This window comes from Aurantiacibacter flavus, assembly GCF_039710615.1.
GTDB lineage: Bacteria > Pseudomonadota > Alphaproteobacteria > Sphingomonadales > Sphingomonadaceae > Alteraurantiacibacter > Alteraurantiacibacter flavus.
The window spans coordinates 572989-588912 of the sequence record NZ_JBDLBR010000001.1; the positions used below are offsets into that span (position 1 = coordinate 572989).

Genomic DNA, 15924 nt, shown 5'->3' on the forward strand with positions numbered 1-15924 from the left:
ACCCTATGCCCGGTGGCCTAGTCGCCCTGCTTGACGACGTTTCGATCATCGCCCGCACGGCTTCTGCCAGCGTCGATGATATCGCCGCCGCCGCCGGTCGCGCCGGATCGAAGACGGCGGGGGTGGTCATTGACGACGCGGCGGTGACGCCGAGCTATGTCACCGGCCTTTCGCCCGCGCGTGAGCTGCCGATCATCTGGAAGATCACCAAGGGCAGCCTGATCAACAAGCTGGCGATCATCCTTCCCGGCGCGCTGCTACTGAGCGAGTTCCTGCCGCAGGCGATCGTCTTCATCCTGATGATGGGCGGGGCATACCTCTCCTATGAGGGGGCCGAGAAGGTGCTCGAATATCTCGGCGGCGAGAAGCACGGCAAGACCCTCGACGACGAGATCGACGATCCGGTCGCCTTCGAGAAGCAACGCGTTGCAGGTGCGATCCGTACCGACCTGATCCTTTCCGCCGAGATCATGGCGATCACCCTCAACGAGGTGGCGGCAGAGGACCTCATCACCCGCGCTGGTGTGCTAGCGCTGGTGGGCATTGCGGTGACGCTTGGCGTCTATGGCGTGGTGGCGCTGATCGTGAAGATGGACGATGTCGGGCTTCACCTCGCGAAAGAGGCGGCGAGCTCTGTCGGGCGCAAGTTCGGCTGTTTCCTGCTGCGCGCGATGCCCCATCTGCTCGTTGCGCTGTCGGCTATTGGTACGGTAGCTATGCTGTGGGTTGGCGGCGGCATCATCCTGCACGGTCTGGCCGACATCGGCATCTCCGGGCCGGAGCACTGGATCGAGGGCATAGAGCATGGCGTTTCGGCCATCGCCGGAGGCGCACTAGGCTGGCTGAGCTTTGCGGGCCTGTCAGCACTGCTCGGGCTGGTGCTCGGCGCGGTGCTCGTGTTTGTGCTGCACAAGGTGTTCCGGCTGGGGCACTGAGCCGTGACTACCTAAAGCGGCGCAATCCGGCGGTATTTGAAGGTCGGGTAAGGCTGACCAGTTTTGCGTTGGTCAACTGCCACTGGCAAGGTCCGCTGCCATCGGAAGTACGAAATCTCGGGTGAGCGGGGCAAGCACCATCGAGGCTGCGTCACTATGCGTGACCCACACCGCTTCTGCGATCTCAGCGGCCACAATCGGGGTATGGTTAGTCCGAACATGAAAAAGGCTCGCCTCCACCAGGCGACCTAACTCATTGGCTGCGGATGCGAAAAAACAACCGAGATAGCTTCGCTCGTCATCGGCAAGGTCGAGCCCGATCTCTTCACGTAGCTCTCGCCGCAGCGCAGACCAAGGATCTTCATCGGCTTCAATCTTTCCGCCTGCCTGCATGAAGCTGTTCGTCCCCGCCTTGCGGACAAGCAGCAACCGACCTTCGGCATCATCAATTATTGCGGCAGCAATCCGAATGGGGGGAAGGACGGCGGGAATGGACATAGCCTTAGACTGCCAAGCTGACGGCGTGTCCGCAATGGTTGCAAGCGGACGGGAGCACTTTTGTCAGCCTGCGGTTGACGTCGCAATCCGCGCCAGCAGGTCGCGCGCAAACAGCGTGAGTGTATCGTCGCGCGCGCCCATGATCACGATCCGGTCACCGGAGCGTGACAGGTCGGATAGCCTTGTCGCGCAGTCTTCGCGGGCGGAGATATATTCGGCGCTGGCCCCGGCATCCCGCATCAGCGCGACAATCCGTTCGCTACCTTGCGAGCGGTCGACCGTGCCGCCGAAGTAGACCGGGTCGCACAGGATTGTGTGGTCCTCGGGGCCAAGTTCTTCGGCGAAGGTCTGCGCGAGTTCTGCGCCCATCTGGCGCAAGGGGCCGTAGCCATGCGGCTGGAAGAACGCGAGCACGCGGCCCGGCTGGCTCTTCAGCGTTTTCAGCGTCGCGCGGCACTTTTCCGGGTTGTGGCCGAAGTCGTCGATCACGGTGATATCGTTCGCCGTGGTGCCGACAATGTCGAACCGGCGGGCAAGCCCGGCAAAGTCGGCCAGCGCGGTGACAGCTTCGACAACAGGAATGCCCGCGGCATTGGCGGCGGCAATCGCGGCGAGCGCGTTCGACAGGTTGTGCTTGCCCGGCATGGCGACGGTGAGGGCGTGTTCGCTGCCGTCTCGACGGTCGATCACCGTAGCGCTTTGGCCCGTCGCGCTTTCGGAAATGGAACCCTCGGCGATGCCAAGCGCGGCGCAGCTATTGTCGATGCCGAAGGTGATCGGATCGTTGCCGTGCGCGACCAGCCGGAAGGCCTCGCCATCGTCGGCATTGACCACCGCACGGTTCGCCACCGCCAGAAAATCGCCAAACAATGCACGCAGTTCGTCCATGCTCTTGTGATCGAGACTTACGTTGAGCAGCACCGCGACGCTCGGGCGATAGAGCGCGATCGAGCCGTCGCTTTCGTCGACTTCCGAGACGAACACCTTGCCGTCGCCGACCACGGCACTGGCGAAGGGCTCCGCTTCGCTGACAAAGTTCTTCATCACCGCGCCGTTCATGATCGTGGGCGCGCGGCCGGTGGCGTGGAGAATCCAGCCGAGCATCGCGGTGGTAGTCGACTTGCCCGAGGTGCCACCCACTGCCAGCGAGCATTCGGCCTCGTTGAAAAGTGAGGAGAGCAGCTCCGCGCGCGTCATCCGTGTCGCGCCCACCGCCTTGGCGCGGGCGGCGTCGGGCACCGTGTCCTCCACCGCCGCCGAGGCGACGAACACCTGCTCGGCAGAGGTCAGCCCGGTGCCGTCCTGCGGGAACAGGGCAAACCCGCGACTCTCCAGCCAGGCGAACTTCTCGGGCGTGCGACCCTGTTCGCGGCTGCGGTCCGACCCTGCGACCTGCGCTCCGAGCCCCTTCACGATGGCCGCCAAAGGCAACATGCCGGAGCCGCCGATGCCGCAGAAGAAGAATGGGCGGGAGAGAAGCGATTGGGTCATGGCGGCCAGCGGTATGCGCGAATGGTCCCCATTTCAATTGCTGCCTTGGGGGTGACGGCCATGGCCTGCCGTATTACCAAGCGGGCATGACGCGCATCGCTCTGGTTTGCCCCGGCAAGCCCATCCAATCCGACCGTGCGGCAGCGGTTGTGGCCCTGGCCGAGGACGAGTTTCCCGCCCTTTCGCTGCGCTTTCATCCGCAGTGCTTTGCCGAGCACGGCCACTTCGCGGGCGATGATGCGCAACGGCTGGCGGCCTTCCTTGACGTGGCAAACGATCCAGACGTCGATGCCGTGTGGTTTGCTATGGGCGGCTATGGCTCGAACCGCATCACACCCGAGGCGCTGGCGGGGTTGGGGGAGGCCTCGCGGGACAAGACCTACCTCGGCTATTCGGACTGCGGCACGCTGATGGGCGGGCTTTACCGCAACGGGATCGGGCATCAGGTCCACGGACCGCTGGCGGGCGACATCCGCCGCGAGGGCGGGGCCGAGGCGGTGCGCCGGGTGCTGCGCTATTTCTCCGGTAGTAACGAGGGGTTCGAAGGCGGGCTCGACGAACGGCCTGCGGTGGCCTTCAACCTGATGACGCTGGCCATGCTGGTGGGCACCGAGTTCATGCCCGACCTTTCCGGCCATGTGGTGCTGGTCGAGGAAGTGGCCGAGCATCTCTATGCGGTCGACCGGCTGTTCTTCCATGTGACGCAGCACCTCAAGGGCGTTGCCGGGATCAGGCTCGGGCGCGTGTCCGCCGTGCCCGAGAACGACCGTCCGTTCGGCTACGACGAGGAACAGATCGCTCGCTACTGGTGCCAAAAGAGCGGCATCGCCTACCTCGGCCGCGCCGATATCGGGCACGATGCCGCCAACAAGCTGGTTCCCTTCGGACTTGCCGCGCGTGCCCGCCGCGCATAAGCGCGCACCCCACCAAAGGAGCTATCCCATGATCGCATTCGTATTTCCGGGGCAGGGCAGCCAGAAGATCGGCATGGGCGCTGATCTTGCCGCTGCCAGTTCCGTCGCCCGCGAGACCTTCGAGGAGGTCGACGAGGCGCTGTCGCAAAAACTGTCGGCGCTGATGGCCGAAGGGCCTGAGGACGAGCTGACCATGACCGCCAACGCACAGCCCGCGATCATGGCCAATGCGCTGGCCGTGGCGCGCGTGCTCGAGGCGGGCGGGGTGAGCCTGTCGGCCAAGGGCGAGGCCGTCGCGGGGCACTCGCTGGGCGAATATTCGGCGCTGGCTGCGGTCGGCGCGTTCAGCTTGGCCGATACGGCCCGGCTGCTGCGCATTCGCGGCGATGCGATGCAGGCTGCGGTGCCGGTCGGCGTGGGCGGGATGTGTGCGCTGCTCGGCGCAGACATCGAGAAGGCGACCGCGCTCACCGAAGCCGCCGCGCAGGGTGAGGTGTGCGAGGTCGCGAACGACAACGATCCAACGCAGGTCGTGCTCTCGGGCCACCTTTCCGCGATTGATCGCGCGGTTGAGCTGGCGAAGGAATACGGCTGCAAGCGCGCGATCAAGCTGCCGGTGTCGGCGCCATTCCACTGCTCGCTGATGGGGCCGGCGGCGGAGAAAATGGCCGAGGCGCTGGCGGCGACTCCGCCGCAGGCGTTTCGTTTGCCGCTTTATTCCAATGTGACCGCTGCTCCCGTGACCGATGCGGGTGAGGAGCTGGATCTGCTGGTGCAACAGATTACCGGCCGCGTGCGCTGGCGTGAGAGCGTCGGGGCGATGGCCGATACGGGGGTTGACCGTTTCGTTGAGCTGGGCGGAAAGGTGCTGGGACCGATGATCAAGAAGATCGCTCCGGATGCGCGCGTCACCAGCGTGGTGGGGATGGACGATATCGAGGCTCTGGCTAAGGAGATTTAGGGTTCACGCGGAGACGCGGAGACGCGGAGGGACTAGATGGAGATTGATGCGCTCAGTGCAGAAGTTGTCGATGCCTGCATCGCCATCCATCGCGAACTTGGTCCGGGTTTGCTCGAATCGGTTTATGAACTTGTGCTCGCAGGCGAACTGAAGGTGCGTGGATTGAAGGTCGACCGACAAGTGCCGGTCGACATAGAGTTTAGAGGACAGCGTCATCTGGCAGCCTTTCGCATCGATCTGTTGATTGACGATCGTCTCGTTCTGGAGATCAAGTCGGTGGAACAGCTGTCTCGTGCGCACGGCAAGCAACTGCTCACGTACCTGCGCCTCACGGGTCAGCCCGTAGGGCTGCTTCTCAATTTCTCGGGTGCCACGATGAAGGAAGGTATCCGCAGGGTAGTCAACGAATACCGGCAGCCGCAAGAGTCCTCCGCGTCTCCGCGTCTCCGCGTGAATCAAACAATAGGAGACTGATGATGTTCTCACTTGAAGGAAAAACCGCCCTCATCACTGGCGCGAGTGGCGGGATCGGCTCGGCCATCGCCCGCGCGCTCGCAAGGCAAGGTGCCCGCCTCGCGCTCTCGGGCTCGAACCCCGACAAGCTGCGCGCCTTCCGCGAGGAATTGAATGACGACTTCGGCCACGACCACGTCGAGATCACCTGCAACCTGTCGGACACCACACAGGTCGAGGAACTGGTCCCCGCCGCGATCGACACGCTCGGGAAGCTCGACATCCTCGTCAACAACGCCGGGATCACCCGTGACAACCTCGCCATGCGGATGAAGGACGAGGAGTGGGACGACGTGATCGCGGTCAACCTCAGCTCCACCTTCCGCCTGATGCGCGCCGCTACAAGGCCGATGATGAAGGCCCGCCACGGCCGCATCATCAATATCACCAGTGTGGTGGGGGCCACCGGCAATCCGGGCCAGATGAACTACTGCGCCTCGAAGGCGGGCGTTGCCGGGATGAGCCGCAGCCTCGCCGCCGAACTTGCCAGCCGGAACATAACCGTCAACTGCGTCGCGCCGGGCTTCATCCGCTCGGCCATGACCGATGCGCTCGACGACAAGCAGAAAGATGCGATCAATGGTCGCATCCCGATGGCGCGGATGGGCGAGGGCGGCGATATCGGCGGCGCGGTGGCCTATCTCGCCAGCGACGAGGCGGGCTATGTCACCGGCCAGGTGCTGCACGTGAACGGCGGAATGGCCATGCTGGGATGAGGGGCCGGGGTGATTTCCCGCAGTTTTCCCCAAGGAATCGCCCCGGATAGGGCGATTCCAGCAGGGAATCCTTGCCGCACAAGCGCCCCTTGCTAAGGATAGGCCTGTGAAATTGCCCGTGGGACGGGCTGCTTGAACGCAGAGGTTTGAAACGCGATGAAAGCCAAGATCGAACGGGCGACCCTGCTGCGCTGCCTGTCGCACGTGCAATCGGTGGTGGAACGGCGCAACACGATCCCGATCCTCTCCAACGTGCTTATCGAGGCCGACGCAGGCGGAATGGTCAAGGTCATGGCGACCGACCTCGATCTGCAGGTGGTCGAATCGATGCGCGCCAATGCGGTGGAAACGCCCGGCGCGATCACCGTTTCGGCGCACCTCCTGTTCGACATCGCCCGCAAGCTGCCCGACGGCAGCGAGGTCAGCCTCGAAACGGCCGACAACCGCATGGTGGTGAAGGCCGGGCGCAGCCGCTTCCAGCTGCCGACCCTGCCGCGCGATGATTTCCCGGTGATCGTCGAGGGCGACCTGCCGACCAGCTTCAAGCTGCCCGCCAAGCTGCTGGCCGAAGTGATCGACCGCACCCGCTTCGCGATCAGCACCGAGGAAACGCGCTACTACCTCAACGGCATCTTTCTGCACGTCTCGGATGAAGACGGCGGCGTGCTGAAGGCCGCGGCGACCGACGGCCACCGTCTCGCCCGCTTCACGATGGAGCGTCCCGACGGGGCCGAGGGCATGCCCGACGTGATCGTGCCGCGCAAAGCCGTGGCTGAGCTGCGCAAGCTGCTCGAAGAAGCGATGGAAGGCGCGGTCGAGATCGACCTGTCGCCGAGCAAGATCCGCTTCACACTCGGCGGCGAGGGCGGCGTGGTGCTGACCTCGAAGCTGATCGACGGCACCTTCCCCGATTACAACCGCGTGATCCCGACCGGCAATGACAAGCTGCTGAAGGTCGATCCCAAGGTGTTCTTCGCCGGTGTCGACCGCGTGGCGACCATCGCCACCGAGAAGACCCGCGCAGTGAAGATGGGTCTGGAACCTGACAAGGTCACGCTCACCGTGACCAGCCCCGACAACGGCAACGCGGCCGAAGAGGTCAGCGCGGAATACAGCTCCGACCCGCTCGAGATCGGCTTCAACGCTGCCTACTTGAAAGACGTGCTGGGGCAGATCGACAGCGACATGGTGGAGCTGCACTTCGCCGATGCGGGCGCCCCCACGCTGATCCGCAAGGACGAGAACAGCCCCGCGCTTTACGTGCTGATGCCGATGCGGGTCTGATCGGCAAGGCCTGCATCGTGCGCTAGCCAACGGCTGAGCGCGGCGCGGGCAGGTCGGTCGATAAAGCGGTCAAGCGCCAGCGCGAGAAGCGGCAGCGTGATGAGCATGAGCACGGCGCTCGCCATGTCGTTGGCGATCGTGGCGAGCAACGGTACGTGCACGCAATAGAGCGGGTAGGATAGCGCCCCAAGCCGCCGCGCCGCACTCGCTTGCGGCACTTCCCAGATTACTGCCAACCAGGTCAGCGCGGGCAGGACGAGGGCGATGGCGGCCAGTCCGCTCCAGCTTGCGTCCTTTTCCACGACAGCCATAAGTAACAGCAGTGCCGCCGGGAGGAGCCAGGCAAGCCAGGTCTGCCGCCGCCGTGGCGCTTGCCACTGCCAAGCCCGGTACAGCAGCATTCCAACCGCAAAGCCGAAGCCAATTCTGGCAGCACCCCCGGCTGTCGTGTGCCAGTGGGCACCGAAGTCGAACAGTGGCCCTTGCCTCAACTCCAGCCCTGTCAGCGCGGCGAGGCTGGTGGCCGCGATTGCGCCCAGCATGCGCGGGCTAAGCCGCCAACCGCCAAAGGCAAAGGCAAGGTAGGCCAGCACTTCGAACAACAAGCTCCACAGTGGCGGGTTGGCCGGAAACAGGTTTGCGGGCGAGCGCCAGTTGGGCACGAGGAGCAGGCTCCCCGCATGTCCGCCATGCAGCACGATGCCAAGCGTAGCGCCCAGCGTCAGCATCGGCCAAAGCCGAATCCCACGGGCAAAGAGGAACCGGCGCGGGCCGAGCCCGTCTGCCATCCGCGCGCCATAGGCATGGGCGATTACGAAGCCTGAGATCAGGAAAAACAGGTCCACCGCAAGATAGCCACCGGGAAAAAACCTCTGTCCGATCCAAGTCTCGTGAAACGCCAAGACGCCAAGCGCCGCAAAGCATCGAGGCTATCGAATTTCGCGGAGGCGGCGGTCATTGCGGTGAATTTAGCCGTGCAGAGTTAACAAGGCACCTATGGCTCCCGGTCGTCGCCCAGCGCCTTCATCATCGCCGCCAGATCGACGAATTTTTCGCGCGGTGCGCCTTCGCGGGCGGCCTGTTCCTCGGCCTGCTCGATTTTCTTCCAGTCGCGGAAGGTGACGAGGTCTAGGCCCTTGCTCTTGGCCAGCGCGTCGAACCCGGCGCGGCCCTGCTTGTGGCCTGCGCCGAGCGTGCCGCTAGCCAGATCTTCGGCGATCTTCTCGACAATCCCATAGCCATCGGGCCGGTTGGTGCCGATGGTGCCCGTGGGGCCGCGGCGCGCCCATCCGACGCAATAGATGCCGGTTAGGATTCGCCCTTCGTCATTGGCGAAGCGTCCGGCCCGCTCGTCGAAGGGCAGGCCAGGGATTGGACTGGAGCGATAGCCGATGCAACTCACCACCAGATCGGCCGGCAGACGCTCGAACTCCCCCGTGCCGACCGCGCGCCCACGCTCGATCACGGTGCGCTCGATCTCGATTGCTTCGACCTTGTCGGCACCATGCAGAGCGTGCGGTTGGGCGAAAAAGGCGAACTCGATACTGATGGGTTTGCCCTCTCGCGCCGCAGCGTCGGTTGCGGCAAACTGGCGCAGGATCGCGACAGATTTCCTCAGCCCCGGTTCGAGTATGGCATCTTCGTCTGCCGGGGGCAGGTCTGCGGGACCGATCACCGGCACCGCGCGGCTCAGCTCGCCCAGTTCCCCCAGCTCCTTGGGGGTCATCATGATCTGGTGCGGCCCGCGTCTGCCCAGCAGGACGATCCGCTCGATTCCGGAGCTTGTGAGCTGGTCGAGCGCATGGCTGACGATATCGCTGTCGGCGAACTCGGCGCGCGTTTTCGAAAGGATGCGCGCCACGTCGAGCGCGACATTGCCCATGCCGATCACCACCGCAGTGGAGCCGGAGAGGTCGGGTGCCAGCTTCGAGAATTCGGGATGGCCGTTGTACCAGCCGACGAACCTGGCGCTGCCGATCACGTTGACGAGGTCCGCACCGGGGATGTCCAGCTCGCGGTCGTGCGGCGCTCCGGTGGCGAAGACCAGCGCATCGTAAAGCCCGGCTAGCTCGGCGACGTCGATATCGCTGCCGATGGCGACATTGCCCACGAAGCGGACATTCTCGCTCAGAGCGACCTTCTCGTAGCGCCGGGAGACGCCCTTGATCGACTGGTGATCGGGGGCCACGCCGCTGCGGATAAGGCCGTAGGGAACCGGCAGTCGGTCGAACACGTCGACCCTGATATCGTCCCCGAACGCTTTCTGTGCGGCCTCCGCCGTGTAGTAACCGGACGGGCCCGAGCCGATGATTGCCAGATGTCGCATGCGCTTCGCCTTCTCCCGGCCAATTGTCGACGAACATTAGCCGAATTGCCAATCGCGGCCAATCCGGCCACGCCTATGCTTGCGACAGCCGACCGGAAACCTAGCTAGTTGCCCGTATATAGCGAAGAATTAACGGTTTCTCAAAGACCGTCAGGTGAAAGCAGGCGTCATGACCCCTGCGCGCACGAAGGCTGTCTCCGAGGCTGAGTCGTCCCGGAACGATTCCGGTGCCAGCGGGGCTGTGCCCGAGGTGGTGAGGCCGGCTGCCTTCGCTTTGGCCAGACAAGCCGATAGGGGCGACGCGGTCGAAACAGCGCGGGCCGAACCCTTGCCCACTCCTGCGCCTTCAACACCGAAGGCCGAACGCCGAGTGGACAATCGCCGTAAGCCCCGCAAGTTGCGAGCTTTCACTCCGCAATTAACACAGCACCGGCTCCACGGATGGCTGCCGCGCCGATGGAAGATGCTGGCAGCGGCCATGCTTGTCGCCGCCTGCGGTGGTCTGATGCTGTCGTCCACGATTCCTGACTGGTATACGTTCTTGTTGCTTGGCTCAGCCATGCTCGGCGTGTTGCCGCGACAGGCCGCGCAGGAGCTTGCCAGTCGCAGGCACGGCTACGCCAAGCTCGCCGTTTGTATCGTGTTCGTCGCCCTGCCGCCGTTCCTGTTTGCGCTCGGCATGGCGCACTGGGCCATTGACGGAGGCCTGCCAACGGATGCGATGGCGGCGGCGGTGGCCGGGACCAGCATTGTTGCCGGCGCTTACCTTCGCCGTCGGCCCGCGTTGATGTTTGCGGTGCATATGGCGTGCGGGTTGGCGATGACGATCAGCTTCAGCAGTGTTGCCGGATGGGGAACGCTGGCGCTGGCGTTGTTGGTTTCCACCCTGATCAGCAAGGAACAGTGGGACGAACAGCTGCGCGACCAGCAGGAACTGGAAGCCAACGAGCGCGCCCAAACCCGCGCCCGTGATATTCTGGCAGACTATGAAGAGACCGGCCAGGGCTGGTTCTGGGAAATCGACCGGCGCGCGCAGCTGACCTATGTTTCGCCTCCCGTGGCGGAGATTCTCGGTCTCGATGTCGGAGCCTTGATCGGCCAGCCGCTGACCCGCTTGTTTGATATGGACCAGTCGGGTGACGAGAGCGAACGCAGCCTGCAATTCCATTTGTCGGCGCGTTCGGCTTTCAGCGAACTCGACATGCGTGCCGCTACCGGCGACGAAGTGCGCTGGTGGTCGGTGTCGGGACGGCCGATATACGATCAGTTCAACAACTATGTCGGGTTCCGTGGGTCGGGGACTGATCTTACCGAGCGTCGCCGCAGCCAGGAGCATGCCAGCCGCCTGGCGCACTACGATTCGCTCACCGGGCTCGCCAATCGCTTCCAGATGTCGCAAAGCCTTGAGAAAATTCTGAGCTCGCCGCAGCTTCATCATCGCGATTGCGCGGTCATGCTGCTCGATCTTGACCGTTTCAAGCACGTAAACGACACGATGGGGCATCCGGCGGGCGATGCTCTCCTGATGCAGGTCGCGCAAAGGCTTGAACGCGCGGTGGGCACCCAGGGGCAGGTCGGCCGTCTTGGCGGCGACGAGTTCAAAGTCATCATCCCGCACTCCATGGCCCGCGATCACCTGGGCACGCTGGCGCAGGAGATCATCTCTTCGCTGTCGCAGCCTTATTCGATTGATGGTCAGCGGGTGGTGATCGGCGCGTCGGTCGGTGTTGCCGTCTCTCCCGCCGACGGCACCACGAGTGAGGCGCTGATCCGCAATGCCGATCTGGCGCTCTATGCCGCCAAGGACGGAGGGCGCGGGCGCTATCACTTCTACGCCGACGACCTTCACGCCGAGGCCGAGGAGCGTTCGCAGCTGGAAGAAGATCTGCGCGATGCCATTGCCCAAGGCGCGCTCGAACTCTACTACCAGCCTGTGGTCAGTCTGGCCTCCGAGACCATCACCGGGTTCGAGGCACTGCTTCGCTGGAACCACAAGACCAAGGGCTGGATCAGCCCGAGCAAGTTTGTCCCCATCGCTGAGGATACCGGACTGATCGCCCAGGTCGGGGAATGGGCTTTGCGTCAGGCATGCGAGGATGTGGCAAACTGGCCTGAGGACGTGCGCGTGGCTGTCAACGTCTCTCCGCTTCAGTTCTCCAACCCCCAGCTTCCGGCCATGGTGATGAATGCCATCGCCTCGGCCGGAATCAGTCCGGAGCGGCTGGAGCTGGAGATTACGGAAAGCGTGTTCCTGTCCGACGATGAGGGCACAGACGCCATGTTCTGCGCTCTCAAGCAGATCGGTGTCCGTCTTGCGCTGGACGATTTCGGCACCGGCTATTCGTCGCTCGGCTACCTGAAGAAGGCGCCGTTCGACAAGATCAAGATCGACCAAAGCTTCGTGCGCGGCGCGACCGAGCAGGGCAGCCGCAACGGCGCTATCATTGCCTCGATCACAAGCCTTGCCCATGCCCTAAGCATGGACACCACCGCCGAGGGCGTGGAAACGATGGACGAGCTGGACGTGGTGCGCCTGCAAGGGTGCAGCCATGTCCAGGGCTACATCTATGCCAAGCCGCTGAGCGCACAGGAGGCGACCGAACGGCTCGAAAGCGGGCTGCAGGCAATCGCTCGCGGTCCCCGTTCGGCGCGGGCCTCGCGCCAGAAGATGCTGCGCAAGGTCGTGCTCGATCACGAAGGACAGGTCTACAACGGCACAGTACGCAACATTTCCTCTACCGGGGCGATGATCGAGGGTCTGTGGAACGTGCCCGTCGGTACGGTCTTCGCCCTGCGCCTGTCGCGCGATCACAGGATCCGATGCACCGCGCGCTGGTGCGAAGAGGATCGCATGGGGGTCCAGTTCGAACGTCCGTTGACGCGTGACAGCGCGGGCCGCCTCCTTGCGACGCAGGGCGCGCCGGCCGTGCCCGCCGACGCCAAGGATGATCGCAAGGCCAGTTGACCGACAACGCCCCGGGCAAGATAGTCTGCTGACAGTCTCGCGCGGCGCGGCTAAGGGCGGGCGATGACCGAATTATCGAAGATCCGCAACTTCAGCATTATCGCCCATATCGACCACGGCAAAAGCACGCTGGCCGACCGGCTGATCCAGCATTGCGGCGGCCTGACCGAGCGCGAAATGTCCGAGCAGGTGCTCGACAACATGGACATCGAGCGTGAGCGCGGCATCACGATCAAGGCCCAGACCGTCCGCCTCAACTACACCGCCAGGGACGGCGAGACCTATGAGCTGAACCTCATGGACACCCCCGGCCACGTCGACTTCGCCTATGAGGTCAGCCGCAGCCTCGCCGCCTGCGAGGGCGCGCTGCTGGTGGTCGACGCAGCGCAAGGCGTCGAAGCGCAGACGCTCGCCAACGTCTATCAATCCATCGAGCACGACCACGAGATCGTGCCCGTCATCAACAAGATCGACCTGCCCGCCGCCGAGCCGGAAAAGGTGCGCACCGAGATCGAGGATATCATCGGCATCGATGCGAGCGAGGCGGTGCTGGCCAGCGCCAAGTCGGGCATCGGCATCGAGGACATTCTCGAACAGATCGTCGCCAAAATTCCCGCCCCAACGGGCGACCGCGACGCGCCATTGAAGGCGATGCTGGTCGATTCCTGGTACGACCCCTACCTCGGCGTGGTCATTCTGGTGCGCGTGATGGACGGGGTCCTGAAGAAGGGGCTGCAGGTCAAGTTCATGCAGGGCGGGACCGAGCATCTGGTCGACCGCGTCGGCTGCTTCACCCCCAAGCGCACCGACCTGCCCGAAATCGGGCCGGGCGAGATCGGCTTCATCACCGCGCAGATCAAGGAAGTCGAACAGGCCCGCGTCGGTGACACGATCACCACGGTGAAGGGCGGGGCGAGCGCGCCGCTCAAGGGCTACAAGGAAGTGCAGCCGGTGGTGTTCTGCGGGCTGTTCCCGGTCGACGCCGCCGACTTCGAGAAGCTGCGCGAATCGATCGGCAAGCTGCGCCTCAACGACGCCAGCTTCTCCTACGAGATGGAAAGCTCGGCCGCGCTGGGCTTCGGCTTCCGCGCGGGCTTCCTTGGCCTGCTGCACCTCGAGATCATTCAGGAGCGCCTGAGCCGCGAATACGACCTCGACCTGATCACCACCGCGCCCAGCGTGGTCTACCGCGTCCACCTCGCGCACACGAAGAACGAGGACGCGGCGATTGTCGACATCCACAACCCCGCCGACTGGCCCGACGTGAACCGGATCGAGGTGGTGGAAGAACCGTGGATCAAGGCGGTGATCTACGCCCCCGACGAATACCTCGGCGCGATCCTGAAGCTGTGCCAGGACCGGCGCGGCATCCAGACCGAACTCACCTATGTCGGCGGCCGCGCGCAGGTGACCTACGAGCTGCCGCTGAACGAGGTGGTGTTCGATTTCTACGACCGCCTGAAGTCGATCAGCCGCGGCTATGCCAGCTTCGACTACGAGCAGATCGGCCTGCGCGAGGGCGATCTGGTGAAGATGAACATCATGGTCAACGCCGAGCCGGTCGACGCGCTATCGCTGATCGTGCACCGCACGGTGGCCGAAGAGCGCGGCCGCGGCATGTGCGAACGGCTGAAAGACTTGATCCCGCGCCACCTGTTCAAGATTCCGATTCAGGCGGCGATTGGCGGAAAGATCATCGCCCGCGAGACGATTGCCGCGCTGCGCAAGGACGTGACCGCCAAGTGCTATGGCGGCGATATTTCGCGCAAGAAGAAGCTGCTGGAGAAGCAGAAGAAGGGCAAGGCGCGGATGCGCGAGTATGGGAATGTGAGCATTCCGCAGGAGGCGTTTATTGCCGCGCTGCGGATGGGGGAGGAGTAACCCTGCCGCTCACCCTGAGCCTGTCGAAGGGTCTGAGGATGCGGGAGCGCCCGACGGGCGGCCTGCTCCGGCGATGGCCGGGGGGAATGTGAGCATTCCGCAAGAGATGTATATTCCAGCGCTGCGGATGGGTGGAGTATCGTCACGCGTCCACCTTCGCGTAAGTGCAATCTACAAAATGCCCGCGCTATTGCGGGCTCTGAATGAGGCAGAATGCGTGAATTTGCGCTCCACCGCACTCAGTTGGCGGCTTGCCCGATTTTCTTCGGTGCGGACTTCGTTGGCCTATTACAATTTGCTATCATCCAAAAAACGGGATCATAAAGTAGAGCGATAACGGACCCGAGGACGTTCGCATGCATGGCCTTGCATAAAGTGGCAAGGGCCGCCGCAAAGTTGGCTTCAATGCCTTTACCGTGCTTCCTAACCATAAATGCAGGTTCTCAAGCTTCATATTCAGAAAACTAGCGTCGGGAATATCGATATGTGGAAGTACGCGACTAAAGTTGGACCTATTTTTACAGGCTGCTCTGTGTGCGCCGTCGTGATGGTCGCGGGATTGGGCGCAGAACTGCCAGCTGCGGTTGAGTCGATCTGTATTGGTGAGGACATCACGACGACTAGCCTCGATTGTAACACAGGGGATGCGGTAAGCCCGCGTTTCAAAGGGTTGGGCAACGGTGTTTACTATTCGGAGTCGGGCGCCAAGGGCCGCAGCAGCGCGGATCCGGACACGGCAAGTTCGGGTTCCGACCAGACTCTGGGGACGGGCGATCTTCCGTCGATCGACATCTCAACCATGATGCTATTTGACTATTCGCAGCGTTGGCATGCATCGAACTGGGACCATGGGTTTAGCGATATTCCTTGGAAGTTCGACCATGTCACCGCAAACGGCAGCGACATCGTTCTGAGGCTAGATGACACCGGAGCACCGGAACTCAAGGGCGTTGGCCAGGAGGGGCATTACCGAGGCGTTTGGGAAGCCGATGTCACTTTGCCGGACATGCGCGAAGGGTTCGTGGCAGCGCCACTCTGGCTTTATACCAAATACAATGACGGCATGGCGGGGGAGATCGACTTTGAATTCACGCGTCTTGGCTTGCAGTTGACGCTCCATTCGGAACACACTGGTGCGCACAAGCAGCACGGCGTGACAGTGATGGCAGGGCAAGACTGGTCGGGGCAGCGATACAAACTTGGCATCCGCGCTGATATCCGAGCAGGCTATATCGAGATGTATGTTAACGGCGAAAAGGTACACACATTCCGTCGTTCCGACAGCCCCGACGCCTTTCCGACCGAGCCGATGATCCCCCTCATGTCAATGTGGACTGCCAAGTCAGGTTTGGGATGGGCTGAAGGCTGGCTCGGCAAATGGGATGGAGGAACCCAGACCATGACAGTACACGGTTATGCCTATTCACCGTTCTGACCAGA

12 protein-coding genes and 1 pseudogene are annotated in these 15924 nt (G+C 63.4%); 9 read left to right on the plus strand and 4 right to left on the minus strand.

Features of this window, described 5'->3' with window-relative positions; genetic code table 11:
* Positions 1-5: 5 nt before the first annotated feature.
* The gene (locus ABDJ38_RS02710) at positions 6-935 is read left to right on the plus strand and encodes a DUF808 domain-containing protein (RefSeq protein WP_346783536.1); all 930 of its coding nucleotides are present in this window, start codon (positions 6-8) and stop codon (positions 933-935) included.
* 72 nt (positions 936-1007) lie between these two features.
* Here the strand turns inward: ABDJ38_RS02710 and ABDJ38_RS02715 are convergent, their stop codons facing one another.
* Together ABDJ38_RS02715 and ABDJ38_RS02720 are read right to left on the minus strand one after the other, a co-directional pair.
* A complete protein-coding gene (locus tag ABDJ38_RS02715) occupies positions 1008-1433 on the minus strand; it encodes an NUDIX hydrolase (RefSeq protein ID WP_346783537.1) in 426 nt (141 codons plus the stop codon).
* Between the two features lie 63 nt (positions 1434-1496).
* Positions 1497-2924 carry a Mur ligase family protein gene (locus ABDJ38_RS02720; protein ID WP_346783538.1) on the minus strand — a complete coding sequence of 476 codons (1428 nt, stop codon included), beginning with the start codon at positions 2922-2924 and terminating at the stop codon, positions 1497-1499.
* 86 nt (positions 2925-3010) lie between these two features.
* On the opposite strand from ABDJ38_RS02720, the gene ABDJ38_RS02725 reads away from it, so the two are divergent.
* The 5 genes from ABDJ38_RS02725 (at position 3011) to dnaN (ending at position 7312) form a co-directional block, all read left to right on the plus strand.
* On the plus strand, positions 3011-3838 hold the full coding sequence (locus ABDJ38_RS02725) for an LD-carboxypeptidase (protein WP_346783539.1): 828 nt from the start codon (positions 3011-3013) through the stop codon (positions 3836-3838).
* 28 nt (positions 3839-3866) lie between these two features.
* On the plus strand, positions 3867-4799 hold the full coding sequence (gene fabD / locus ABDJ38_RS02730; RefSeq protein WP_346783540.1) for an ACP S-malonyltransferase: 933 nt from the start codon (positions 3867-3869) through the stop codon (positions 4797-4799).
* A 36-nt stretch (positions 4800-4835) separates the two neighbouring features.
* The gene (locus tag ABDJ38_RS02735; protein WP_346783541.1) at positions 4836-5273 is read left to right on the plus strand and encodes a GxxExxY protein; all 438 of its coding nucleotides are present in this window, start codon (positions 4836-4838) and stop codon (positions 5271-5273) included.
* Positions 5274-5275: 2 nt separating this feature from the next.
* Positions 5276-6028 (plus strand): 3-oxoacyl-[acyl-carrier-protein] reductase, encoded by a 753-nt coding sequence (fabG, locus tag ABDJ38_RS02740; protein ID WP_346783912.1) that lies wholly within the window; start codon positions 5276-5278, stop codon positions 6026-6028.
* A 156-nt stretch (positions 6029-6184) separates the two neighbouring features.
* Positions 6185-7312 carry a DNA polymerase III subunit beta gene (gene dnaN / locus ABDJ38_RS02745; protein WP_346783542.1) on the plus strand — a complete coding sequence of 376 codons (1128 nt, stop codon included), beginning with the start codon at positions 6185-6187 and terminating at the stop codon, positions 7310-7312.
* On the opposite strand, the pseudogene ABDJ38_RS02750 reads toward dnaN, so the two are convergent.
* Positions 7285-8226 (minus strand): annotated as a pseudogene (locus tag ABDJ38_RS02750) (acyltransferase family protein); the annotation flags it as partial. The gene dnaN and the pseudogene ABDJ38_RS02750 overlap by 28 nt on opposite strands.
* A gap of 80 nt (positions 8227-8306) precedes the next feature.
* On the minus strand, positions 8307-9638 hold the full coding sequence (locus ABDJ38_RS02755; RefSeq protein WP_346783543.1) for an FAD-dependent oxidoreductase: 1332 nt from the start codon (positions 9636-9638) through the stop codon (positions 8307-8309).
* A 478-nt stretch (positions 9639-10116) separates the two neighbouring features.
* Here ABDJ38_RS02755 and ABDJ38_RS02760 point away from each other — a divergent pair, with 478 nt between their 5' ends.
* The 3 genes from ABDJ38_RS02760 (at position 10117) to ABDJ38_RS02770 (ending at position 15919) form a co-directional block, all read left to right on the plus strand.
* Positions 10117-12603, plus strand: a complete 2487-nt coding sequence (locus ABDJ38_RS02760) for an EAL domain-containing protein (protein ID WP_346783544.1) — start codon at positions 10117-10119, stop codon at positions 12601-12603.
* 63 nt (positions 12604-12666) lie between these two features.
* A complete protein-coding gene (gene lepA / locus ABDJ38_RS02765; RefSeq protein WP_346783545.1) occupies positions 12667-14484 on the plus strand; it encodes a translation elongation factor 4 in 1818 nt (605 codons plus the stop codon).
* 484 nt (positions 14485-14968) lie between these two features.
* Positions 14969-15919: a family 16 glycosylhydrolase gene (locus ABDJ38_RS02770; protein WP_346783546.1), complete on the plus strand. Its 951-nt coding sequence runs from the start codon at positions 14969-14971 to the stop codon at positions 15917-15919.
* Positions 15920-15924 lie beyond the last annotated feature (5 nt).

Coding starts and splice junctions, on each gene's coding strand:
- ABDJ38_RS02770 (WP_346783546.1), top strand. CDS start 14,969: ATGTGGAAGTACGCGACTAAAGTTGGACCTATTTTTACAGGCTGCTCT.
- ABDJ38_RS02715 (WP_346783537.1), bottom strand. CDS start 1,433: ATGTCCATTCCCGCCGTCCTTCCCCCCATTCGGATTGCTGCCGCAATA.
- dnaN (WP_346783542.1), top strand. CDS start 6,185: ATGAAAGCCAAGATCGAACGGGCGACCCTGCTGCGCTGCCTGTCGCAC.
- fabG (WP_346783912.1), top strand. CDS start 5,276: ATGTTCTCACTTGAAGGAAAAACCGCCCTCATCACTGGCGCGAGTGGC.
- ABDJ38_RS02725 (WP_346783539.1), top strand. CDS start 3,011: ATGACGCGCATCGCTCTGGTTTGCCCCGGCAAGCCCATCCAATCCGAC.
- ABDJ38_RS02735 (WP_346783541.1), top strand. CDS start 4,836: ATGGAGATTGATGCGCTCAGTGCAGAAGTTGTCGATGCCTGCATCGCC.
- fabD (WP_346783540.1), top strand. CDS start 3,867: ATGATCGCATTCGTATTTCCGGGGCAGGGCAGCCAGAAGATCGGCATG.
- lepA (WP_346783545.1), top strand. CDS start 12,667: ATGACCGAATTATCGAAGATCCGCAACTTCAGCATTATCGCCCATATC.
- ABDJ38_RS02710 (WP_346783536.1), top strand. CDS start 6: ATGCCCGGTGGCCTAGTCGCCCTGCTTGACGACGTTTCGATCATCGCC.
- ABDJ38_RS02720 (WP_346783538.1), bottom strand. CDS start 2,924: ATGACCCAATCGCTTCTCTCCCGCCCATTCTTCTTCTGCGGCATCGGC.
- ABDJ38_RS02760 (WP_346783544.1), top strand. CDS start 10,117: ATGCTTGTCGCCGCCTGCGGTGGTCTGATGCTGTCGTCCACGATTCCT.
- ABDJ38_RS02755 (WP_346783543.1), bottom strand. CDS start 9,638: ATGCGACATCTGGCAATCATCGGCTCGGGCCCGTCCGGTTACTACACG.